The sequence below is a fragment of the Apilactobacillus apisilvae genome (assembly GCF_023380225.1).
Lineage (GTDB): Bacteria > Bacillota > Bacilli > Lactobacillales > Lactobacillaceae > Apilactobacillus > Apilactobacillus apisilvae.
Genome location: NZ_CP093362.1, coordinates 1,223,605 through 1,246,455 on the forward strand (window position 1 = coordinate 1,223,605; position 22,851 = coordinate 1,246,455).

The 22,851-nt window shown below is 29.1% G+C and carries 19 protein-coding genes; 12 read left to right on the top strand and 7 right to left on the bottom strand.

Features of this window, described 5'->3' with window-relative positions; genetic code table 11:
- The first annotated feature begins 2 nt into the window (after window positions 1–2).
- Together MOO46_RS06270 and MOO46_RS06275 are read left to right on the top strand one after the other, a co-directional pair.
- Complete coding sequence (locus MOO46_RS06270; protein ID WP_249510824.1) at window positions 3–689, top strand: glycerophosphodiester phosphodiesterase family protein; 687 nt, start codon at window positions 3–5, stop codon at window positions 687–689.
- 67 nt (window positions 690–756) lie between these two features.
- Window positions 757–1,449, top strand: a complete 693-nt coding sequence (locus MOO46_RS06275; protein ID WP_249510825.1) for a GPP34 family phosphoprotein — start codon at window positions 757–759, stop codon at window positions 1,447–1,449.
- A gap of 29 nt (window positions 1,450–1,478) precedes the next feature.
- Here the strand turns inward: MOO46_RS06275 and MOO46_RS06280 are convergent, their stop codons facing one another.
- From MOO46_RS06280 to MOO46_RS06290, 3 genes are all read right to left on the bottom strand, one after another.
- Window positions 1,479–1,913, bottom strand: a complete 435-nt coding sequence (locus MOO46_RS06280; RefSeq protein ID WP_249511721.1) for an ACT domain-containing protein — start codon at window positions 1,911–1,913, stop codon at window positions 1,479–1,481.
- Window positions 1,914–2,020: 107 nt separating this feature from the next.
- On the bottom strand, window positions 2,021–2,395 hold the full coding sequence (locus MOO46_RS06285) for an aggregation-promoting factor C-terminal-like domain-containing protein (protein ID WP_249510826.1): 375 nt from the start codon (window positions 2,393–2,395) through the stop codon (window positions 2,021–2,023).
- Between the two features lie 214 nt (window positions 2,396–2,609).
- A complete protein-coding gene (locus tag MOO46_RS06290; protein ID WP_249510827.1) occupies window positions 2,610–4,055 on the bottom strand; it encodes a catalase in 1,446 nt (481 codons plus the stop codon).
- A 163-nt stretch (window positions 4,056–4,218) separates the two neighbouring features.
- On the opposite strand from MOO46_RS06290, the gene MOO46_RS06295 reads away from it, so the two are divergent.
- From MOO46_RS06295 to rlmH, 4 genes are all read left to right on the top strand, one after another.
- The gene (locus MOO46_RS06295; protein WP_249510828.1) at window positions 4,219–4,938 is read left to right on the top strand and encodes an ABC transporter ATP-binding protein; all 720 of its coding nucleotides are present in this window, start codon (window positions 4,219–4,221) and stop codon (window positions 4,936–4,938) included.
- Window positions 4,938–6,068, top strand: a complete 1,131-nt coding sequence (locus MOO46_RS06300; RefSeq protein WP_249510829.1) for an ABC transporter permease — start codon at window positions 4,938–4,940, stop codon at window positions 6,066–6,068. Before MOO46_RS06295 ends, MOO46_RS06300 begins: the two co-directional genes overlap by 1 nt.
- 13 nt (window positions 6,069–6,081) lie before the next feature.
- Complete coding sequence (locus MOO46_RS06305) at window positions 6,082–6,729, top strand: TetR/AcrR family transcriptional regulator (RefSeq protein ID WP_249510830.1); 648 nt, start codon at window positions 6,082–6,084, stop codon at window positions 6,727–6,729.
- Between the two features lie 501 nt (window positions 6,730–7,230).
- Window positions 7,231–7,710, top strand: a complete 480-nt coding sequence (gene rlmH / locus MOO46_RS06310) for a 23S rRNA (pseudouridine(1915)-N(3))-methyltransferase RlmH (protein ID WP_249510831.1) — start codon at window positions 7,231–7,233, stop codon at window positions 7,708–7,710.
- 88 nt (window positions 7,711–7,798) lie between these two features.
- On the opposite strand, the gene MOO46_RS06315 is transcribed toward rlmH, so the two are convergent.
- The 3 genes from MOO46_RS06315 to MOO46_RS06325 all read right to left on the bottom strand — a co-directional run bounded on the left by MOO46_RS06315 (window position 7,799) and on the right by MOO46_RS06325 (window position 10,244).
- Window positions 7,799–8,233, bottom strand: a complete 435-nt coding sequence (locus MOO46_RS06315) for a hypothetical protein (protein ID WP_249510832.1) — start codon at window positions 8,231–8,233, stop codon at window positions 7,799–7,801.
- Window positions 8,234–8,723: 490 nt separating this feature from the next.
- A complete protein-coding gene (locus MOO46_RS06320) occupies window positions 8,724–9,224 on the bottom strand; it encodes a hypothetical protein (RefSeq protein ID WP_249510833.1) in 501 nt (166 codons plus the stop codon).
- A gap of 114 nt (window positions 9,225–9,338) precedes the next feature.
- Window positions 9,339–10,244 carry an ROK family protein gene (locus tag MOO46_RS06325; RefSeq protein ID WP_249510834.1) on the bottom strand — a complete coding sequence of 302 codons (906 nt, stop codon included), beginning with the start codon at window positions 10,242–10,244 and terminating at the stop codon, window positions 9,339–9,341.
- A 205-nt stretch (window positions 10,245–10,449) separates the two neighbouring features.
- Here MOO46_RS06325 and MOO46_RS06330 point away from each other — a divergent pair, with 205 nt between their 5' ends.
- On the top strand, window positions 10,450–11,343 hold the full coding sequence (locus MOO46_RS06330; protein WP_249510835.1) for an ROK family protein: 894 nt from the start codon (window positions 10,450–10,452) through the stop codon (window positions 11,341–11,343).
- Window positions 11,344–11,357: 14 nt separating this feature from the next.
- Complete coding sequence (locus tag MOO46_RS06335) at window positions 11,358–12,704, top strand: glucose-6-phosphate isomerase (RefSeq protein ID WP_249510836.1); 1,347 nt, start codon at window positions 11,358–11,360, stop codon at window positions 12,702–12,704.
- Window positions 12,705–12,757: 53 nt separating this feature from the next.
- On the opposite strand, the gene MOO46_RS06340 is transcribed toward MOO46_RS06335, so the two are convergent.
- Window positions 12,758–14,722: an RNA-directed DNA polymerase gene (locus MOO46_RS06340; protein ID WP_249510837.1), complete on the bottom strand. Its 1,965-nt coding sequence runs from the start codon at window positions 14,720–14,722 to the stop codon at window positions 12,758–12,760.
- A gap of 311 nt (window positions 14,723–15,033) precedes the next feature.
- On the opposite strand from MOO46_RS06340, the gene MOO46_RS06345 reads away from it, so the two are divergent.
- The 4 genes from MOO46_RS06345 (at window position 15,034) to MOO46_RS06360 (ending at window position 22,807) form a co-directional block, all read left to right on the top strand.
- Window positions 15,034–16,317 carry an RNA-directed DNA polymerase gene (locus tag MOO46_RS06345; protein ID WP_249510838.1) on the top strand — a complete coding sequence of 428 codons (1,284 nt, stop codon included), beginning with the start codon at window positions 15,034–15,036 and terminating at the stop codon, window positions 16,315–16,317.
- Between the two features lie 88 nt (window positions 16,318–16,405).
- The gene (locus MOO46_RS06350; protein WP_249510839.1) at window positions 16,406–17,374 is read left to right on the top strand and encodes a hypothetical protein; all 969 of its coding nucleotides are present in this window, start codon (window positions 16,406–16,408) and stop codon (window positions 17,372–17,374) included.
- A gap of 121 nt (window positions 17,375–17,495) precedes the next feature.
- The gene (locus tag MOO46_RS06355) at window positions 17,496–20,120 is read left to right on the top strand and encodes a glycoside hydrolase family 70 protein (protein WP_249510840.1); all 2,625 of its coding nucleotides are present in this window, start codon (window positions 17,496–17,498) and stop codon (window positions 20,118–20,120) included.
- A 161-nt stretch (window positions 20,121–20,281) separates the two neighbouring features.
- A complete protein-coding gene (locus MOO46_RS06360) occupies window positions 20,282–22,807 on the top strand; it encodes a M1 family metallopeptidase (RefSeq protein ID WP_249510841.1) in 2,526 nt (841 codons plus the stop codon).
- Window positions 22,808–22,851: the final 44 nt, after the last annotated feature.

A 22,851-nucleotide genomic window follows, 5' to 3' on the forward strand; every position in this document is an offset into this window, starting at 1 on the left:
TAATGAAAAGTTTAGTTTTTGGTCATCGCGGTTTCCCAGACAAATATCCTGAAAATTCATTACAGGGGTTTCGATATGCTATTAATCATCATATTGATGGAATTGAATTTGATGTCCACTTAACTAAAGATAATATACCGGTCATAATTCATGATGAAAAAATCAATCGAACTACTGATGGACGTGGATTTGTTAAGGACTATACAATAAATGAATTGAGACAGTTTTCTTTAGATAACTATGAACCGATTCCTAAACTAAGTGAGCTTTTAGATTTAGTTGAATATAAGGACATTTATATTAATCTTGAATTTAAGACAAATAAAATTCATTATCGTGGAATTGAAGCAATTGTCATTAAGATGATGAGTGAATATCATTTATGTCATCCGGTTATTTATTCATCTTTTAATCTAGATTCGATTAAAGTTGCTCAAAATTTAGACAGTAAACAAAAATTTTGCTTTTTAAGTGTTAGAAAAGTAAAGCATCCCGAAAAGTTTATGAATGATAATCATCTAGATTCATTACACTTGAAATTTTTTCAAGATGGTATTGAGAATAGAGAAAAAATTTTCACTGTCAATCATCCATTAAGACTAAGATTTCTATTTAGAAAGAATATTTTTGGAGTGTTTACTAATAATTTTGAGCGAACCAATAAAATTAGAAATGAAATACAAAATTAATCAATATTGTTCCCAAACTTTTTATTAAGTGGTAAAATATTGCTATTATTTTCATGGAGGCTATAAAATGGCACTTACAACTGCTGAAATGTATTTTTTGATTACTAGTAAATCAAAAGATAGTAGAGTAATGTTGAAGAACATTCGCTCACGCGCTTATTTGGTTGATAGCTGTTTAATTGATTTAGCAGCTGCCGGAGTTATTACAATTGGCACAGATAACAAGATTCAGATTGGTAATGGGTTACCACATCAATTATACTTTTTGAATTCATTCATGGATTTAATTGAAAGAAATAAAGAAGAAGATATCGATACTGTTATCGCTAAATTACTACAGAATTTTAGTGTAATGAAACACACTTATATGGCACTAGGCGAACAATTTGCTGAATATGGACATGTTGTAGAAAAGAAAAAGGGACTTATCCATAAAGTTAGGACTTTTGTTCCTAAACACCAAACTAATCAAGAAATAATCGATGAAATATCTAATCAAATGCTAGGAACATCTCCAATGTCAGTTAATGTATTTTGCTTAACTGAGATTTTAAATGTTAGTCGCCAGTTGAAGTTATGCTTCCGTAATCGTGAACGTCGTGCGATTATCAGTCGAATGAATAGACTTGAAGATCACGATGAGTATTTAAACATTCAAAATCTTATTCGTGATTTTGGTGATCATATGCAAAAGGTTACTAATTTAGTTGCTAAAGAAGCTCCTGCTTCTTATAATGCCAAATCACAAACAATCGTTTAAAAAAGATAAGCCAGATGGCTTATCTTTTTTTACTCAATCGCAATTAAATTAACTTTATTAGTTCCTTTAATAACTGAAATTTTAGATAATAAATCATCAACTGAAATATTCATATGATTAATATCCAATGAGATAACAACATTTGCCATATTGTTAATTGGAATATTTTGATTGATTGTCAGAATATTAGCATCAGCTTCTGAAATGTCATTGAGAACCTCTGATAAGATGCCACTTTTGTGATTTAAAAGAAATGAAATGACTGCTTTTCTCTGGTAATTTTTGTTTTCAGATTCATATACAAAATCTTTATATTTGTAATAACTAGCACGACTAATTCCAACCTTTTTAACTGCATCGCTAACGTTTTTTATAGCACCTTGATTTAATAAATTACGTGCTTTAATCACTTTTTCAAAAGTATCAGGTAGTAATGAATTATCTACAATATAATATTTATTGATTATCTTCGCCTCGCTTTACTTAACTTAAGTGTTTTTATTCTATCACTATTAATAATCAAAATAAAAAGGCAACTATCGTGTGATAGTTGCCTTTAGATATTTAAATTTTAGTACCAATGGTGTGCTTGCCAGAAGTTTTTAGCGTTTGTCCAAGTACCATAACGATTTTTAACGTAACGGTTAGCAGTTAATTCTTGGTTTTTCTTTGAATGGTCACCATGTAAGTATCCAATACTTAATTGGAATTTACCATAACAAACACCATTTCTTGCGTAATATCTGTTTGTTGATTCATGAAATGAAATCCAACGTCTAGCTGATACTTGGTTCTTTGATAGACCCTTTTCAGCAACTGTTTGCCAGTTAGTAGCAGCTTGAGCATTGTTTTGATTGTTAGTTGCTAGGTTAAATGCAAATAATAATGCAAAAGTACCTAACGCGATGATTGTATATTTTACGATTGATTTCTTAATGCTATTCAAAATAAATTTCTCCTTGTTTTAAATATCGATTTTATTTTTTTACGTTCGTTCTTATCTATATTTGTAACTATACCCGTTAAATGTATCAACAATATTATTGAATAATTACAGTTATATTATTTAATATTACAACGCTGACATATTTCACTTATTCTATGTATAAAAAAAGCCTGATATATTTTATATCAGACTTTTTGATTCAATTAATTATGAATTATTTTGTAATTTCATCCATGTCTAATCCCAATGCTTTAGCAACACGAGTACCATAATCATGATCAGCTTTATAGAACATCCGAGTTTCACGAACTTTATTATCATGGCTCTTAATTGTACCTAAAGTATTCTTTAAGGTTTCAATTAGACGATCTTTTTCATCATCGGAGTATACATTGTATAAAGCTCCAACTTGTGAATATGGATCATCATCGTAAGTCTTATAGTTACCAGCCTTACCTTCAACATCATATTGATGAATTTTAGCTGAATTATCTTCAACGGGGCCATTTTCACCATTTGGTTCATAATTGACGTCACCGTTTTGACTTTGCGCCATAAAGCCATCACGAGCATAGTTATGAACTTCGTTTCTTGGACGATTAATAGGTAACTTCTCATAGTTAGCACCCAAACGGTATCTTTCAGCATCTTTATATGCGAATAGACGGCCTTGTAGTAATTTATCCATTGATGGTTCAATACCTGGTACCAAGTTTGAAGGAGCATAAGCTGCTTCTTCAACATCATCAAAATAGTTAGTAGGATTTTCGTTTAGTGTGAATTCACCAATTTCTTGTAGTGGGTAATCTTTGTGTGAAACAGTCTTAGTAACATCAAAGATATCGTATTTGTAATTTAAACCTTCTTCGTAAGGAATGATTTGAACACAAACTTTCCACTTTGGATAATCTCCTTTTTTAATACGATCGTATAAGTCTTGAATTAGATAGTCAGGATTTTCTGAAGCAGTCTTAACAGCTTGTTTTTCAGTCATGTTTTTGACACCTTGTTCTGAGATAAAGTGATATTTAACCCAGCAAGGTTTGCCTTCTGCATTTACCCATTTGAAAGTATGTGAACCATAACCATTCATTGTTGCATAACTGGCAGGATTACCACGGTCACCCATTAGGTATGTAACTTGATGTAGTGATTCAGGTGAATGTGACCAGAAATCCCATTGCATATCTTGTGATCTCAAATGAGTAGCAGGATCACGTTTTTGTGAATGAATGAAGTCAGGGAATTTTAATGGATCATTAACAAAGAAAATAGGGGTATTGTTACCAACAATATCGTAGTTTCCTTCCTTAGTGTAAAATTTCATCGAAAATCCACGAACATCACGAAGTGTATCAGGATATCCTAATTCACCAGCAACTTCAGAGAATCTAATTGATAGTGGAGTCTCTTTACCTTCACCGTTAAATAAGTCAGCTTTAGTGTATTTACTCATATCACGAGTTAATGTGAATACACCTTTAGCACCAGCACCCTTAGCATGAACAACACGTTCAGGGATACGTTCACGGTTGAAATGAGCTAATTTTTCAACTAGTTGATAATCTTGTAATAAAACAGGGCCACGATTGCCAGCAGTTAATGAATGATTATTATCTGCCCAAGCTTGACCTTCATCTGTAGTTAATTTATCAGACATAGAAAAATTCCTCCTTAGATTTATTATTCAAATCAATATTAATATAATTTAAAATTTAAATATAATAAGTTGCTCAAAAATTATTGACAATTTTATTTTTATGATTAGAATATTAAATAGATTAATGAGTGAGTATTCACTCATTGAAAAGGGGAGAAATATAATGAAAAATGTTATTTTGCTAGAAAATGTAAAAAAATCATTTGGTAATCAACAAGTTTTGCGTGGCGTTAATTTACATGTTGAACCAGGCAAAATTGTTGGTCTAATTGGGCCCTCTGGGTCAGGAAAGTCCACTGTTATTAAAACTACTTTAGGAATGGAAGTTTCTGATGCTGGTTCCGCCGAAGTCTTTGGTAGAAAGTTACCTAATCGTAAATTGTTGAGCGATATTGGATATATGGCACAGTCAGATGCTTTATATACATCATTATCAGGTTACACTAACTTAGACTTTTTTGCTTCAATGAAAGGAATTAAAAAGCAGAATCGTAAATCAGAAATTAATCGGGTTGCTAAAGTTGTTAATTTAGAAAATGATTTGAGTAAACCAGTAGGTGGTTATTCTGGAGGAATGATGCGAAGATTATCATTAGCAATTGCATTGTTAGATAATCCACAATTGTTAGTTCTAGATGAACCCACTGTTGGAATTGATCCAGCATTGAGACTACAAATTTGGGATGAACTAAGAAAATTATCATCTAACGGTTCTAGTATTTTGATTACAACTCATGTTATGGATGAAGCTGAAAAAGTTGATGAAGTTGCTCTGTTACTTGAGGGAAAAGTGATGGATTATGATACCCCAACTGAGCTAAAAGCTAAGTATAATGTTAAATCAGTTGAGGATGCATTCTTGAAAGCAGAAGGTGAACTATAATGAGTAGAATAAATGAAATTGGTATCAGACTATTTAAAGAATTATTAAAAGACAAAAGAACGCTAGCAATGATATTTTTAGCTCCTATTTTAATTATGTGGTTAATGAGTTTAGTGTTTAATTCTAATAATTCCACAAATGTTAACTTAGGAACCATTGGGGTTAATGGTGGGATTAGAACTGAACTTAAAGATGTTAAAAATGTAAAGGTTCATAATTATGATAATGTTAATGCAGCTAAAAAAGCGATGAAAAATGGTAAAGTGGATGCTTATATCCATCAAAATAGTAATCGACTAGATGTAACTTATTCTAATACTGATTCTAGTAAAACTAGTTTAGCTAAAATGGGATTGCAAAGTAGTGTTACTAGTAATACGATGAAGAACTTATCTAATAAGGTAAAACAACTATCAATTACTAATCAGAAATTACAAATGAGTCAAACTAGTGTTCCTTCCAATGCACAAAGAACACAATCATCAGCCCTAAAAGTGCACAATCATTATGTTTATGGAGATTCTAATACAAATTATTTCAGTACACTTGTACCAATTTTAATGGCATTCTTTGTATTCTTATTTGTCTTTCTTATTTCAGGAATGGCATTGTTAAAAGAAAGAACTACGGGGACATTAGATCGTGTTTTAGCTACTCCTGTCAAAAGATCAGAAATTATTTTAGGATATTTGGAAGCATACGGAGTTTTATCAATATTACAAACAATAGTGATTGTCTTAGTTACTGTTTGGTTATTGAATATTGAAATTATTGGTAGTATCTTTAGTGTTATTGTGATTAATGTTTTGGTTGCTCTAGTTGCTTTAACTGCTGGATTATTAGTATCAACTTTAGCAAAATCTGAATTCCAAATGGTACAATTTATTCCAGTAGTTGCAGTTCCACAAATTTTCTTCTCAGGAATTATTCCATTTGATTCATTGCCTAACTGGTTAAATGTAGTGTCACATATTTTACCATTAAGATATGCTACTGATGCTCAATCTGCTATTGTATTTAGTGGTAAAGGACTATCAGATGTTTGGGTAGATATTATTGTACTAATAGTTTTTGCAATAGTGCTAACAATTCTAAATGTGATGGGACTAAAACGTTATAGAAAAGTATAAAGGGGATTTTTATATGCAGCTTACGGATATTAATACCTTATTATCAAAAAGTTTAGATGAAGAGTCTTTAACTGATAAACAAAAATCGGTATTACAGGCTAGTATTAAATTATTTGCTGAAAAAGGTTATGCTGAAACTAAAACTGCTGATATTGCAAAGAAAGCAGGAGTAGCAGAAGGAACCGTTTATAAACATTTTAAGACCAAAGAAAATATTTTGAACGCTATATTGATACCTTTTATTCAAGGTGTTGTACCCAAAGTTGCTAGTGAATTCTCTGCAGAAGTAAATCAAGTTCATTTTGATAGTTTAAAGGATTTTTTAAACTATATTATTCGTGATCGTTTAAACTTTGCTGTTAAAAATCAATTTATCGCAAAAGTATTTTTGCAAGAGATAATACAAAAGAAAAAATTGGCAGTAGAGTTATTAACTATTGTAAAGAGTAGATTATCAAAAAGTATTACCCCTGTTTTGGAAAATTTAAAATCTAAAAATGAGTTGGTTGATATATCAACTGAAAAATTTCTACAATATTTATTTTCTATATTAATGGGATATATGGTACCTTTTATTATTAAAAATGATTATCAAAATTTAAACATTAATAAAATAACTGAGGATGCAACTAATTTTTTGATGAATGGGATGCATCCATAAAAAGACAGAGATTTAATCTCTGCCTTTTTTGCTTTTTACGATTATAAAAATTACTGGTATAATCAAAATGATATATTCAAGTACGATTAATTACGAACTATAATGTTGATTATATTTTAATAGTTTGTGAAATAAATTTAAGTGTTATTTCACAAACTATTATTAATAATAACTAAACAAATTAATTATAGTTATTATAGAACTTTAAATTTGTATAAAAGTTGGTATAACGGCTTTTATATCTATAATTCATAGCTTTTACCTTATTACCCACAGACCTGTGGATAACTCTGTGGATAAAAAAGTTACACATAAAAAATTATACATTGAAATGTTAATTTGACAATGATTATAAGTTGTTACACAAAAAATAAGTACTAATCAGCTTGTGGATAACTCTGTGGAAAAGATTGACATTTTTAATATCATATCGGTTGTGTTTTTATGATATTTTAAACACAAAATATGGTGTAAATATTTTTTGAAAGGAAAATTTCACAAATGAATATTAAGCTAGTTGTTGTCGGAAAATTAAAAGAAAAGTACTTTAAAGCTGGAATTGCTGAGTATGCAAAGCGTTTATCACGTTTTTGTAAATTTCGGATTATTGAGGTTCCAGATGAGAAAGCGCCGGAATCCCTTAGCCAGTCTCAAATGGATAATGTGATGGAAAAAGAAGGTAGTCGTATCTTATCAAAAATATCTGATCGAGAATATGTATATGCATTGGCTATTTTGGGTAATGAACGAACATCAGAAGACTTTGCTAAAGAATTAGATAAACTTACTACATATGGTAACTCTGATATAACTTTTGTGATTGGCGGATCATTGGGACTTTCTTCTGATGTATTGAAACGTGCAGATACACAAATTTCTTTTGGTAAATTTACTCTGCCACATCAACTAATGCGTTTGGTTTTGACTGAACAAGTTTATCGGGCATTTATGATTAATGAAGGTAGTCCTTATCATAAATGATGAAGTTATTATAATACAGAAGGCAAAAATAATAGAACAAACAAAAAATCCCAGCATCTTTTAATTTTAGATGCTGGAATTTTTTTATTTACTTATATCTTGTTGGGTTATTATAAATGCTCATTTCTTTTTCTGACATTTTCCAAGTTACATTTGGTAATTTGTTTACCAAGAAAACTTTGGATCCCTTATTATCAGCAGTAATATATCCAGTATTGGAATAAACTTTGACTTTCATACTAGCATTGGGATGGGTTTGGGATAATTCATAAGTATAAGATAACTTTGAACCACTAGGCAATTTGGCACTTTTATTGTTTCCACCAACATATCCAGCCTTATCTCCAAAATCATCTGACATATACTTGATTAAATCCTTATTTTGAGTATTTAAAACCATTTGACCATTTTCATCATAAGCTTTTACAAAGTTTTTTCGTTGGGCTTTATCTTGAGCACTTGTATAGTGAAAATATCCAACAACACCAACGACAACTAATATTAGGAAAATTAATTTTTTCATTTATGACCAACCTTATTTCGACAGTATTTTATTATATATGGGAACGTTAACCAAAGACAAGCTAGATATGGAATGACTTTTCCATATGACAAAGCATGGGGAACATTTGAATTCATCAATCGTAAAACCATAGCAATTACATTAAAGGCAAATACGATAACTAAGTATATATTAAAATATTTAATATTATTTTTTATTTTAATTTTATTATTCAGATTTCTGAAAACGCTTAATACTGATATTATTAACATAATTATTGAAAATAAACACACTAATACAATAATTGATGAAAGAATACTTATTGTTATATGTTTTTCTTTAATTAATCCACTATTTGTCATGAATGAAATCAAATTTTCATTATCGATCCCCATTAATTTATATCCAAAATACATTAAACATGAAAAAAATACAATTAGAAAACTAATCGAAAATATTACAACTAATATGTATAAAATTATTTTGAATATTTTAATAATTGTTTTCAAGTTTATTCTTCCTCTTTTATATTTTTGTTACTTAAGTAAGTTATTAATAAAATACTAAGCCAAATAAAGATGCCTAGTGGAATTAAATTACCGTTAGGAAGTGCTAGTGGGACTTCTTTATAAGAATTTCTAATGTACATTGCTAAGCAATTTAATAAAATTAAAATGGCAAACGAGCAATTAAATTTAACTTTGCTTAATACATCAACGGTTTTTATTTCAGCTTTTTTCAGAATTTCAATCATATATGAATCCGTAAAGACACACATCATTAAAATTGATGAAATAATAATGGCTGAAATAATATTTATTGAAATGTTATTATCGACAATTAATCCAGCAGTTTTTAAAAAATTATAAACTATTCCACTTAGAATATGTCCAGTTAAAATTTGGAAACAGAAGTATGCTAAATATGCAAAAAATACAGTAAAAAATAAAATATATGCCGGAATAATTAATATGTATCCCATATTTTTTAAAATGTTATTTAAAAATTTCATTATTGTCAGTTTCCCTCAATTAAACAATATATATACTATAATTGTAATTCATTATTCATATACATAACAATAAAAAAGGATGTTAGAATAATCCAACATCCTTAAAATTTAAAATTATTTTGCATATTCATCGCCATCTGCATAATACACTTTCTTGGCCAATGAAATATTACCAATGATTGATAATTTATTACTAGAATTTGAAGGTAAACTGATATAACCTTCTAAGTTACCATCATCGCCAACTTTAATATAATTATTTATTAATTTTTTAAATTCATTTTTAATTTTTTGAATTTCAATTTTATTAATAATGTCACCACCAATGATTATTTTTTGTGGTCGTATTAATAAAGTTGATTGAACAACCGATTGAGCAATGTAGTATGCGATAATGTCCCAAATCGGCTTAAACATTGAAATTTCTTTATAGCTTTTATTAAATCTCGCCTGAAATGCTGGTTCAGAAACTAAACCTTCTAAGCAATCACCTTGATAAGGGCATGTTCCGGGAAAAGTTTGATCTTTGGGATGCCTTTTAGGACAGATGTGTCCAATTTCAGGACTACCTTTATATCCGACTAATTCACCATCATTAACGATACCAGCACCCACACCTTTACTAATAGTAATGTAAACCAATGATAAAACTGGTTTATTTTCTAAAATAGAAGTGATGTATTCACCGTATGCAGTACTATTAACATCAGTAGTGAAGGACATTGGAACTTTTAGATATTTTTTTAAGGTTCCTAGGACATTAACATTTGACCAGTTTTTCCTAGATGAATCTTTAATATAACCGTATTGCGGAGAATAGGTACGCATTTCCAGTGGACCAAAAGATGAAATTCCGATCGCTTTTATATCATTGATTTTTTTAAAATATTCAACAATCTGTTTGAAGTTTTCCTTTGGAGTGGTTAATGGAAATTCGACTTTATCTTTAATATTGATGTGACCATCACTTACAGCACATGTGATTTCATCATCACGAAATTCAATGCTACCTAATAACATGGGCAATCCCTCTTTTCATAATAAAAGCCATTAAATATTATTTAACAATTTAAAATTACCACTTTATGAAACCGTTTACAATAAATTTGAATGTTTTTTGTTGTAAACGGTTTCATAAAGTGCTATCTTTATTTTTGTAGAGAACATAATTCTATAAATTGATAGATTGCAAACGATGATTTGTGATTAATACGAGGTGATTTTAATGTTATTTGGAAGTATTGAAGCTGGCGGCACTAAATTCGTGTGTGCAATTGGCGATGAAAATTTCAACATTAAAGATAGTATTCATATTCCAACAACCACTCCTGAAGAAACTTTAGGTAAGTGTGTGGAATATTTTAAGCAATTCGATGACATAAAAGCCATTGGGATCGCATCGTTTGGGCCAATTGAATTAAGATTAGATAATCCTAAATATGGATATATTACTGATACCCCCAAACCACATTGGTCTAATACCAACTTTTTAGGAACTATGAAAAAATATTTTGATATTCCAATGTATTGGACAACTGATGTTAATGGCTCTGCTTATGGTGAATACATTACTTCAATTAAAAATCACAAACCAATTCATTCATTAGTTTATTACACAATTGGGACTGGAGTTGGAGCTGGTATCGTTGATAATGGTCATTTCCTAGGCCACGTCGGTCATCCTGAAGCTGGGCATGTTCGCTTAAAACGTGCTGAAGGTGATAAAGCATTTAAAGGTATTTGCCCATATCATGGTGACTGTCTAGAAGGACTAGCCTCCGGGCCAACTTTTAATGCTCGGACTGGTAAAAATGGTAAAGATGTGCCATTATCAGATCCCTCATGGGATTATGTTGCATATTATGTTGCGCAAGCTTCAATTCAAGCCACTTTATTTATTCGTCCTGAACGTATTATTTTCGGTGGTGGGGTTGTTAGCGAAGCTTTCTTAGATATGGTAAGAACACACTTCAAAGCAATGTTTAATGATTATTTGGATGTTGGTGATTTAAAAGAATATATTCAAATGCCTAAAGTTGAACATAATGGTTCGGCAACTGTTGGTAATTTTTCACTAGCGTTAAAACAGTATTATAAAGAAAATATTGTTAAAATCTAATTGAGGTGAGCATAATGACAAACATAAAATTTGATACATCCGCATTAAAAAGCTTTGTAAAAACTAATGAATTAAATGAAATCAAACCAATGTTAAATACTGCTCGTGATGAGTTAGTAAATGGTACTGGTGTTGAAAATAAAATGCGTCAGTGGATGACACTTCCTACTGACTATGATCAAGACGAATTTACTCGAATTAAAAAAGCTGCTAAAAAGATTCAATCAGATTCTAAAGTTTTAGTTGTGATTGGAATTGGTGGTTCTTACTTGGGTGCTAAAATGGCGCTTGATTTTCTTCATGATAACTTTTATGAATCTATGTCAGAAGATGAACGTGAATACCCACAAGTTGTATTTGCCGGAAATTCTATTAGTGGGTCCTATGTTAATGATTTAATCAAGTTTCTTGGTAATAAAGACTTTTCAGTTAATGTTATTTCTAAATCTGGAACAACAACCGAACCTTCAATTGCCTTTCGAATTTTCAGAGAATTATTAGTGAAAAAATATGGTCAAGCTGAAGCTAACAAACGTATCTATGTAACTACTGATGCTAAAAATGGTGCTTTAAGACAAGAAGTTAACGAAAATGGTTATGAATCATTTATCATCCCAGATGGAATTGGTGGTCGTTACTCAGTTCTTTCAGCAGTTGGCTTGTTGCCAATCGCAACTTCCGGTGCTGATATTGATGAATTGATGAAGGGTGCAGCTGATGCCCAAGAGCATTACATGAATACTTCTTTAGAAGATAATGGGGCACTTCAATATGCGGCTTATCGTAACATTCTTTATCGTAAGGGCTATACCAATGAAATTCTTGAAAACTATGAACCTAATCTACGGTTCTTAGCTGAATGGTGGAAACAATTAGCTGGTGAAACTGAAGGTAAAGATGAAAAGGGAATTTATCCTAGTTCCGCTAACTTCTCAACTGATTTGCATTCATTAGGTCAGTACATTCAACAAGGGATGCGTAATTTAATGGAAACAGTTGTTAAAATTGATCAACATAAATCAGATATTGATGTTCCAGTTACTGGTGATAATAATGATGGGATTCAATATTTGGAAGGTAGAACCATGAATTATGTTAATGATAAGGCTTTCCAAAGTGTTATTATTGCACATACTAATGGTGGCGTTCCTAATATGGTAGTTAGTTTGAAAGATCAAACTGAGTACAGTTTAGGTGAATTAATTTACTTCTTTGAATTTGCAATTGCAGTTTCTGGATATTTAAATGGAATTAATCCTTTTAACCAACCTGGAGTAGAAGACTACAAGAGTAATATGTTCGCATTATTAGGTAAACCTGGATATGAAGATTTAAAAAAGAAAATTGAAAAAGATATGTAATTAAAAAAGCAATAAAAAGACTTATAATTTTCTAAATCTTTTTATTGCTTTTTTTAATATATTATATTATTTTCAATTTTATTTATTACTTTTTTATAGAATAATTTTTTAGATATATCATCAAATGTTAAATTCCAATTATAGTATGATTCTTTAAATAAAATTTTCGTAGTGTTGCTATATTTTGCTTTTTTTAAAGTGTTTTTAAAATTATCAATAAAACATTGACGTTCTTCTTGTTTAAAACCAGGATATTTTGAAAAATCATTTGAAAAGTAAAACCACTCAGAATCAAACCATAGTTCTTTTAAACTTCCTTTTAATTTATAATTTAATATTGTACTTTTTATTGTTCTATATAAAACGTTTTTAACAGTTATATAGTTTTTAAATACACTTTTATTTTTATTATCATAAATATAATAAGCAATTGTAGACATAATGAAATATGAATTTTTGTTTGATTTAATAAATGATATTAATTTATAACTGTTTAAATATAAATTATATTTAATGAAAAATTTAGATATAGTTATAAAATCATATCCTTGGGTTATATCAAACCAATTAAAAGATATTAATTTAGATATAAAAATAAATATTGGAACTATAAAATCCTTTTCATAATTTTGTAAGTTATTATTTTTAATTCCTTCTTTTATCTGATTTATTATTTTGATTACTAAGAAATAAGATTTGTATAAGGTTTTTTGTGTAAAAGAAATCTTTATTAAATCAGTTATGCCTCTTAGTACCTTATTAATTGTTTTCAAATAATTTGCAATATTATTATTTGTAGGCTTCATAATAATTATGCCTGATAAGGATTCTAAAAAATAATTTATTATTTTTGTTTTATCTTTTGGATTATTTGAAGATATTTCAATAATTTGTTCAAATAGTAAATTCCAATCATTATTAGTTCCTCTAAAATCTTTTTCATCGATATTCTTTTTTTGTGCATTTATGTATTTATTTCTTTTAAATGTATCTATGGCAATTTTTACTTTAGTAATTGGAGATACTGAAATGGATGTAGTTAATGAAAATTTCTTTATCTTATTTTCATTTAAATCAAGATTATATTTTGCTAATTTTGATTTTATCGTTTGAATTATTTTGTTTATTACATCATCACTATTATAAAATATAAATGTATCATCAATAAATCTAAAAATTTTATATTCTTTGTTATTTTTTATATTATCATTATAAAGATCCTTTTCTACTTCTCTATCTATTTGACATAAAATTAATTCTGCAATTATCCTACTAAATTCGGGTCCAATAATTATACCATTAGTTTCATCATAATTTATTCTTCTAATTATTTTATCTACATTATTTTCAAATGAATTTATATTTTTATTAATTTTTGCAATCTTTTTAGAACCAAAAAGAGCCCAAGACAAGGAATGTGTATATATTGAAGGGAAAAAATTTTGTATATCTATTTTTTGCATATGTAAAAAATTTTCTTGAGAATTAATGAATTCAGATGATTTAAATAGTTCACTTATAGAATTACATTTAGAAAATGAAAAGTAATTTCTATATTGCTTAATTAATTCCTCTGAGGATATTAAATTACGTGATTTTGGTATAAATGAATCTTTTAATTCTTTAATCTTCTTTTTTTTGGCTTTTAACTCATCAATTTGATTTTTATTTCTATTAACTGGTTTTCTTACACTAAAATTAGATTTTTCAGTTGATAATAAAATCATTCGTTCATATTTTATTACAAAAAATAAAACTTGCAATTGAGCTAATGGATGGATTAATCCTATATTTCTAATTTTATCTGTTCTAGCATCTACCTTAAATTTAAGGGGGATGCTTTGTTGAACTAAAGGAATTGTACCATCTTTTACATCTAATACCTTTTTATTATAATTTTCTGTTAAATAATTGTTTACATCTTTTTCTGTTATATTTTTATATAGTTGTTTATTTGAAAATGGTATTGGTAATTCTTCTGGAAGAACATCTGTTCTCAAAAAATAATTATTAGACATTATAAAATCTCCTGAATGCATTAAGTTTATGTTATTATCATATTAGGTCATTATTTTTCTTAGGCTAAATTATATTTTCTTTATTTATTGGATAAAATAATTTTATATTATTCATTTATAAAATATTAATTTATGAAATTTCATTTGTAAAATGTAATAGCCACACAATAGATATTTATACTTATAATATCATATTAAGATTATTTTCTATCTTAATCATATTTAAATTAAAAAAATTTATATATGTAAGAAAAATTTTTGGCCTATACATATTGAATTAATTATTATCATTTTATAAATGGAGATAATTTATGAAAAAAAAATATTATTATAAAAAACAAAACTTAAATGGCAGAGAAATATATATATATAATGATGAATTAATGAATTCTTACAAGAAATTATCTAATTATTTAAGAAGAATATGGTCTATTAAAACAAAATCTAGACAGAATATAATAAAAGATATTAAAGAATGTCTGTCAAATGGTAATAGAATTATAATGGATAATGATAATTGCCTTACTTTTAGTAATGAACGTCCTACATTAATTATAAGAGGAGATATTCATCATTTTTTTTCTAGTGTTAATAAGCGTATTATATATAAAAAAATGATGACAAAAGATTGTTTGTCTATTGAAAAAGTAAACCTTATCAAGAATATTATTTTTGATAAGAATATAAAAGGATTGCCTCAGGGGAATCCTTTGTCTTCTTCACTTAGTGAAATTTATTTAATGGAATTTGATAATTTTATTAATTTAAAATTTGAGCCAATTATTTATGAAAGATTTGTTGATGATTTCATTATTGTTTTATCAGGAAATGAATTTGATTTTAATAGTATTAAAAAAGATATTTCAGACAAATTGAAAAAATTAAACCTGTATTTATCAGATAAAAAATTTTCTATAACTAAAATTAGTGAACCAATTTTAAAAAAATTAAAACAAAGTAGTATTCAAAACAATTATCATCTTTTTGATTTTTTAGGATATGAATTTTCATTACTTTCAGTACCTAAAAATATAATAATACAAAATTCAAATTCTCAATGTAAAAAAGGGGAAAAGCTTTTAATAGTTAACATCAGTATAAGTAATGTTAAGTTAAAAAAATATAAATCTAAAATAAATAAATATTTTTTGGATTATAAAAAAAATAAAAGATCCAATAGTTTTTGGATATTAAAATACAGAGTTGAAAATATTTTTTGCGGGGTAATAACCTTGGATAGTAAAAGTAATATACAGAAGATTGGGTTACCTTATGGCTATTCTGAAGTTAATAATTACAATAAATATTTTCAATTATATGGTGAATTGGTCTTTTTGTGTAAAAAATATAAACTTAATAATTTTAAACGTTATGAAATTATGAAAGATCTTCATCAATATTCAGATATTAAAGAATATAATTTTAATATTAAAAATCGCATCATTAATTATAATTCAATGAATGTAAAAATATTATTTAATATATTAAGTAATATTTCATTAAAATACTTTAGAAAAAAAAGCTTAAACAAAAAATCTTATAATAAAAAATATATAATTAAGAAAATATTTTCAATAATTTACGGAAATAAATAGATTTATTATATTTAGTTTTAATGTCTACGATTCGATTTCTAGTTTAGTATGTAAAATTATAGAAAATATATTAAGAGGTCATTTTAAAATGCAAATAAAACGATTATTAATTAATGCTTTTACATTAATATTGTTGATGCTACCAACAATGTCAGTATCAGCAAATCAAAAAAGTAAAATTATGAAAAGCGATATTCCAGCAATGATGAATTCATATTGGAGTAACTGGCGGCATGTTCAACTAACTGCTCCGATGAAAGTTGACTGGATTCAAGATTATAAAAGACAATCTGACCAAACTTGGCAAAGAAAAGTTATTAAAAGCCAAACTTTAAAGGCTGGCAGTAAGGTCTATGTGACTGCATTATTTAACACCTTTACGGTTTTAACTAATAAACCTGAAAGTAATAGTACCGATATGCACCATCAAACAGCAATGTATGCAAAAATTCACGGAGTTCCCAAACTTCAGTTGCTTAATGATAATAAATACAATTTACCGGTTAAAGAAGTACATTATAAACAAGCCAAAATAACAGATTTTAATAACAAAATTTGGTATCGTGGACAATTTGACAATAGTTATGGCAGTAACATGTTTAACAATTCGGTTCTATTATTTCCAACATTAAAAGCACTTAATAAATATGATACTGCGGATGGTAATTTAGGTGACTATGAAGATGCTGATCCAGAACCTAACGAACTAAAAAAGCTTACTGATGATTTAAATAAAGCTAAAAAAAGTGCATTAGAAATTTCCAGTAAGAGTAAAAAAATTATTTATGTTAAAAAAATCTACAACAATTATCAAGCTAAAATTGGTAATAGTAATAAAGTCTACTACTTATATATTATTTCTATGATGAGACCATATAACACTAGTAAATCAGGTGCTACTATTCAATCTAACTTTGATCCTTCAAATTATAGTAAAATATTAACACCGAAGAATTCCCGTATATATTTATATAAAGGTATGAAGTGGATTGGCTCGACCAATAAATGGTATTACAATGGTAACCACTGGATTAAGAACAATAAAATACTTGGTTAGATGATAAATGACACGCTTAAATTTAAGCGTGTTTTTTAATTTGTAGACTTTCACTTAATATGCTTTAATATAAGATATTGCTTAATTCATAAATACATAAAACTTAGGAGAACGCTTATTAATGAACAAAAATATTAAAACTGCTTTTATGCTTTTGCTGACCGTTTTGGGACTAGCTGCAATTAATTGGAATACTCCAACTAGTGCCAAAACAATTGATAATCAATATGCCAAACACAACGAATTTTATAAAGTTGACCATAAAAATATTTCCAATATTGATGGTTATTTAACTGCTGAAACTTGGTTTCGTCCTAAATATATTTTAAATAATGGAAAACACTGGACTAATTCCAAGAAAAATGATCGTCGCCCTTTATTAATGTTTTGGTGGCCAAACAAATCAACGAAACGACAATACATACATTTTATGCAAAAACATTTTGATGAAATTAAAATAAATCATGATTTAAATAAAACGACTAACCAAATTCAACGTGTAATTGAAAAAAGAATTGCTAAAGAACATTCTACTGATTGGTTAAAGACTTTGATGCATAAATTTATCAAATCACAACGCCAATTTAATATTAAAAGTGAACAACCAGCTGTTTCTAGTTATAGTAATGCTGATGGTTTTCAAGGTGGATTTTTCTTATATGGAAACAATAAGCATTTGAAAAATAACACTAATTCTAAATATCGTTTAATTAATCGTAATGGTAGTAATGTTGATGGAAGTAATAAGGATACCAACTTACAAGAATTTTTATTAGCTAATGATGTTGATAATTCCAACCCAATTGTGCAATCGGAACAACTTAACTGGATGTATTATTTAACCCATTTTGGCCAAATTACTAAACATGGCAGTGATGCTAATTTCGATAGTATCAGAATTGATGCTTTAGATAATATTGATGCTGATTTAACTGATATTTACGCTAAATATGCTCGCGATATATATCACACCAATAAAAATGACGCGAAAGCTAATCAACATTTGTCAATTGTTGAAGGCTGGGATGACAATGATGCACGCTATTTAAAAGGTCGTGGAACTAATTATCTAAGCTTAGATATTCGTTATGCAATGTACTCTAGTCCATTAACTGCCAAAAATCATAATGGTTCTGATTTAAGTTCATTAATTCGTGATCATTATGTTGATCGTTCGCGTAATTATGGCAATCAATCAGTTGCGCCGAACTACACCTTCTCACGTTCACATGATAATGGACCCCAGGATGCATTAACGCAAATTGCTTTAAAGGATACCAAAGGTAAAGTTAATTTAATGCGTAATCCTAATTTATCAGTTGTTAAAAAGGCACTTAGCATCTATAAAAAAGACATGTGGAGTACTAATAAAGAATATACTCCATATAATTTGGCTAGTAATTATGCTTTAATGCTAACTAACAAGGACACGGTCCCAAGGATTTATTATGGTGATTTGTATTTTGATGGTGACAATTACATGCAAACTAAGACGCCATTTTATGATTCAATTAGTCAACTTTTAACCAATCGAGTTAAATATGTTGCTGGTGGACAAAAAATGGATTTACAAAAGGTTCATGTAAAAACTGGTGAGGATAAGGTATTAACTTCAGTTCGTTTTGGTAAAGGCGCTAATAATCCTAAACAAAAAGGCAATTCCCTAACACGTAGTTCTGGCATTGGGGTAGTCGTTTCAAATAATCCTAATTTAGCATTGAAGAATGATGACAAAGTTATTTTAGATATGGGGAAAGCACATTCCAACCAAACTTATCGTCCATTAATGCAATCAACTCAAAATGGTATTAGTACTTACGATGATTCATCAGCTACTCAATTTACTAAGCAAACTAACGATGCGGGGCAATTAATTTTAAATGCTAATGATATTAAAGGTTATCGTAATCCAGAAGTCTATGGTTATATGTCAGTTTGGGTACCTAAAGGCACTTTTAGTAACCAAGATGTCCGAACTAAACCTAGCCAAAAACATAACGCTAACGGTAAAACACTCCATAGTAATCCAGCGTTAGATTCTAATGTTATCTATGAAGGCTTTTCTAATTTCCAGACCAACCCTAATTCAACTACCCCTAAAGATCAATATACTAATGCAATTATTGCAAAGAACGCAGATTTATTTAATAGGTGGGGAATTACCTCTTTTGAATTGGCACCACAATATCGCTCAACTAATGATGATAGTTTTATTGATGCAGTTATTAAAAATGGCTATGCTTTTAATGATAAGTATGATTTAGGGTTCAATAAACCAACTAAATATGGAACCGCTGACCAGTTAGCAACTACCATTAAAGCTTTGCATCGTAATAATATTCAAGTGATGGCTGATTTTGTTCCTAATCAAATTTATTCGTTACCATGGAAACAAGTTGTTGATGTTACAAGGACAAATGGATTTGGAGTTCCATTGCCTAACACTAAAATCAAAAATATTTTATACGCGGCCAATAGTTTAGGTAGTGGAAAAGATTATCAGCATAAGTATGGTGGCCGTTATCTTAAAATGTTGAAACACCGTTTTCCTAATTTGTTTAAGTACCGCCAAGTTTCTAATCATGCTAAATTAACTGATCAATATCGCTTAAGAACTTGGTCAGCTAAATATTTCAACGGAACCAATCTTCAAGGAAATGGGATTGGTTATGTTTTAAAAGATAATCAATCTAAAAAATATCTTAATCTTCATAATAAAAAACAGTTAAATCAAATGTTTAAATAAAATTAGCGACCTAAAAATAATTAGGTCGCTTTTTTAGTGCTTTTATTAGCATCATACAAATATATCTTATACAATATATATATTAATAGCTTAATGCTATCAAAAAGTATATAATTAGATTTAAATGAGAAAAACATTAGAAATAAACTTAGGAGGGCATTATGGAAAAAATTACAAGATTATATAGTAAATTTCAACCAGAACACTATGACATTTATGTAGATGTTAACCGTGAAGAAAAAACAATTACTGGTAAAACTACTATCCAAGGTAATGCTTCAGAAAAGCAAATCGCTGTGCACCAAAAAGGGTTAAAAGTTAGTTCAGTTAAGTCATCAAATAATAATTTAAATTATGATGTTGATGATGACAATGACATGATTAATATTGAATTACCTGAAGCTGGTGCAGTTGAATTTTCAATTGAATATCAAGCTAAATTAACTGATTCAATGATGGGTATTTATCCTTCATATTATGAAGTTAATGGTGAAAAGAAAGAGTTAGTTGGAACTCAATTTGAAACTAATTTTGCTCGCCAAGCTTTTCCATGTGTCGATGAACCAGAAGCTAAGGCTAAGTTTAATTTAGCAATCAAATTTGATGAAAAACCAGGCGAAACCGCAATTGCGAACATGCCTGAAACTAAAGTTGAAGATGGCGTCCATTACTTTGACGAAACGGTTCGCATGTCTACTTATCTAGTTGCATTTGCCTTTGGTGATATGCAAAGTAAGATGACTGAAACCAAGAGTGGTGTTAAAGTCGGCGTTTTTGCTACTAAAGCACATAAAGCTAATGAGTTGGACTTTGCTTTAGATATTGCAAAACGTGCTATTGAATTTTATGAAGACTTTTATCAAACACCATACCCACTACCACATTCATGGCAATTAGCATTACCTGATTTCTCAGCTGGTGCAATGGAAAATTGGGGACTTGTAACTTATCGTGAAGCTTTGTTATTAATTGATCCAGACAATACTTCATTATCAACGAAACAATTAGTTGCAACTGTTGTTACTCATGAACTAGCTCATCAATGGTTTGGTGATTTAGTAACTATGAGATGGTGGGATGATTTATGGTTAAACGAAAGTTTTGCCAACATGATGGAATATGTATCAGTTGATGCATTAGAACCTGACTGGAAAATTTGGGAAACTTTCCAAACTTCAGAAGCACCAGCAGCATTGCAACGTGATGCAATCGATGGTGTTCAATCAGTCCACGTTGAAGTTAATCATCCTGCAGAAATTGATGCATTATTTGATCCAGCTATTGTTTACGCTAAAGGTGCTAGAATGCTAGTAATGGTTAGAGCATTAATTGGTGATGACGCATTAAGGACTGGATTAAAGAACTACTTTGCTGCGCATAAGTATAATAATGCCGCTGGAAAAGACTTGTGGGATGCTTTAGGCGCTGCTTCAGGAATTGATTTAGCTAAAATTATGAATTCATGGTTAGAACAACCAGGTTATCCAGTCGTTTCAGCATCTGTTGAAGATGGTCATTTGAAATTATCTCAAAAACAATTCTTTATTGGTGATGGTGAAGATAAAGGTCGTCAATGGCAAATTCCTTTGAATAGTAATTATGCTGATATGCCAGAAATTTTTAAAGATGCAACTGTTGACTTAGGTAACTATCAAGAATTACGTCAAAGCAACGATAAACCATTCCGTGTCAATGTTGGGAACAACTCACACTTTATCGTTAAATATGATCAAACATTGTTAAATGATATTTTAGATCATGCTGATGAATTAGACTCAATTACTAAGATGCAAATCCTACAAGACTTGCGTTTATTGGCAGAAAGTCGTCATATTTCCTATGCATCAGTCATCCCCGTGTTATCTAAGTTTGCTGACAGTCATTCTAATGTCGTGAATGATGCATTGTACCGCCTTGCATTTAACCTTAAAAAGTTTGTGGATCCAGACTCTGAAGAAGAAGAAAATCTAAAACATTTTATGAATACATTGAGTTCAGACCAAGTTAAACGTTTAGGCTGGACTGCTAAAGCTGGCGAATCTAACGATGACCAATTAACACGTCCAACGGTCTTACAGGCTTCTTTGTATTCAGAAGATGAAGAATCAGTTGAAGCAGCTCATAAAATTTTTGAACAAAATCAAGATAATTTAATTGGATTGCCAGCTGATACACGTGTGTTAGTCTTAGCCAATGAAATTAAAAACTTCAGTGATGTTGATGTCTTTGAAGGATTACTTGATGACTATCGTCATACTTCAGACCCAAGTTACAAATCTGATATTTGTGCAGCATTGACTGCTACTAAAGATCCTAAGTTGCTTGCAATTATAGTTGCTAACTTTGAAGATAGTAAGACAATTAAGCCCCAAGATTTACGTGCTTGGTTTAGAGGTGTACTTGCTAATAATGAAGGACAACAATTCGCATGGGACTGGATTCGTAACGAATGGCAATGGTTAGAAGATACTGTTGGTGGTGATATGGAATTTGCTTCATTTATTACTGTTACTTCAGGTATTTTCCATACTCGTAGTCGCTTCGATGAGTTTAACGAATTCTTTGCTCCTAAGGTTAATAATCCAGGATTAACTCGTGAAATTAAGATGGATACTAAATCTATTGAAACTCGTGTTGAATTAGTTGAGGCAGAAAAGGCTTCAGTTAATGATGCATTAGCTAAATAAAATATAATTTAAAAGGACTGGTCTTATTACCAATCCTTTTTTAT

Excerpts from the sequence above, each read along its gene's own strand:
- MOO46_RS06320 (WP_249510833.1), bottom strand. The coding sequence starts at position 9,224 with ATGAAATTTTTAAATAACATTTTAAAAAATATGGGATACATATTAATT.
- rlmH (WP_249510831.1), top strand. The coding sequence starts at position 7,231 with ATGAATATTAAGCTAGTTGTTGTCGGAAAATTAAAAGAAAAGTACTTT.
- MOO46_RS06275 (WP_249510825.1), top strand. The coding sequence starts at position 757 with ATGGCACTTACAACTGCTGAAATGTATTTTTTGATTACTAGTAAATCA.
- MOO46_RS06315 (WP_249510832.1), bottom strand. The coding sequence starts at position 8,233 with ATGAAAAAATTAATTTTCCTAATATTAGTTGTCGTTGGTGTTGTTGGA.
- MOO46_RS06360 (WP_249510841.1), top strand. The coding sequence starts at position 20,282 with ATGGAAAAAATTACAAGATTATATAGTAAATTTCAACCAGAACACTAT.
- MOO46_RS06340 (WP_249510837.1), bottom strand. The coding sequence starts at position 14,722 with ATGTCTAATAATTATTTTTTGAGAACAGATGTTCTTCCAGAAGAATTA.
- MOO46_RS06305 (WP_249510830.1), top strand. The coding sequence starts at position 6,082 with ATGCAGCTTACGGATATTAATACCTTATTATCAAAAAGTTTAGATGAA.
- MOO46_RS06330 (WP_249510835.1), top strand. The coding sequence starts at position 10,450 with ATGTTATTTGGAAGTATTGAAGCTGGCGGCACTAAATTCGTGTGTGCA.
- MOO46_RS06335 (WP_249510836.1), top strand. The coding sequence starts at position 11,358 with ATGACAAACATAAAATTTGATACATCCGCATTAAAAAGCTTTGTAAAA.
- MOO46_RS06295 (WP_249510828.1), top strand. The coding sequence starts at position 4,219 with ATGAAAAATGTTATTTTGCTAGAAAATGTAAAAAAATCATTTGGTAAT.
- MOO46_RS06290 (WP_249510827.1), bottom strand. The coding sequence starts at position 4,055 with ATGTCTGATAAATTAACTACAGATGAAGGTCAAGCTTGGGCAGATAAT.
- MOO46_RS06350 (WP_249510839.1), top strand. The coding sequence starts at position 16,406 with ATGCAAATAAAACGATTATTAATTAATGCTTTTACATTAATATTGTTG.
- MOO46_RS06300 (WP_249510829.1), top strand. The coding sequence starts at position 4,938 with ATGAGTAGAATAAATGAAATTGGTATCAGACTATTTAAAGAATTATTA.
- MOO46_RS06355 (WP_249510840.1), top strand. The coding sequence starts at position 17,496 with ATGAACAAAAATATTAAAACTGCTTTTATGCTTTTGCTGACCGTTTTG.
- MOO46_RS06270 (WP_249510824.1), top strand. The coding sequence starts at position 3 with ATGAAAAGTTTAGTTTTTGGTCATCGCGGTTTCCCAGACAAATATCCT.
- MOO46_RS06345 (WP_249510838.1), top strand. The coding sequence starts at position 15,034 with ATGAAAAAAAAATATTATTATAAAAAACAAAACTTAAATGGCAGAGAA.
- MOO46_RS06325 (WP_249510834.1), bottom strand. The coding sequence starts at position 10,244 with ATGTTATTAGGTAGCATTGAATTTCGTGATGATGAAATCACATGTGCT.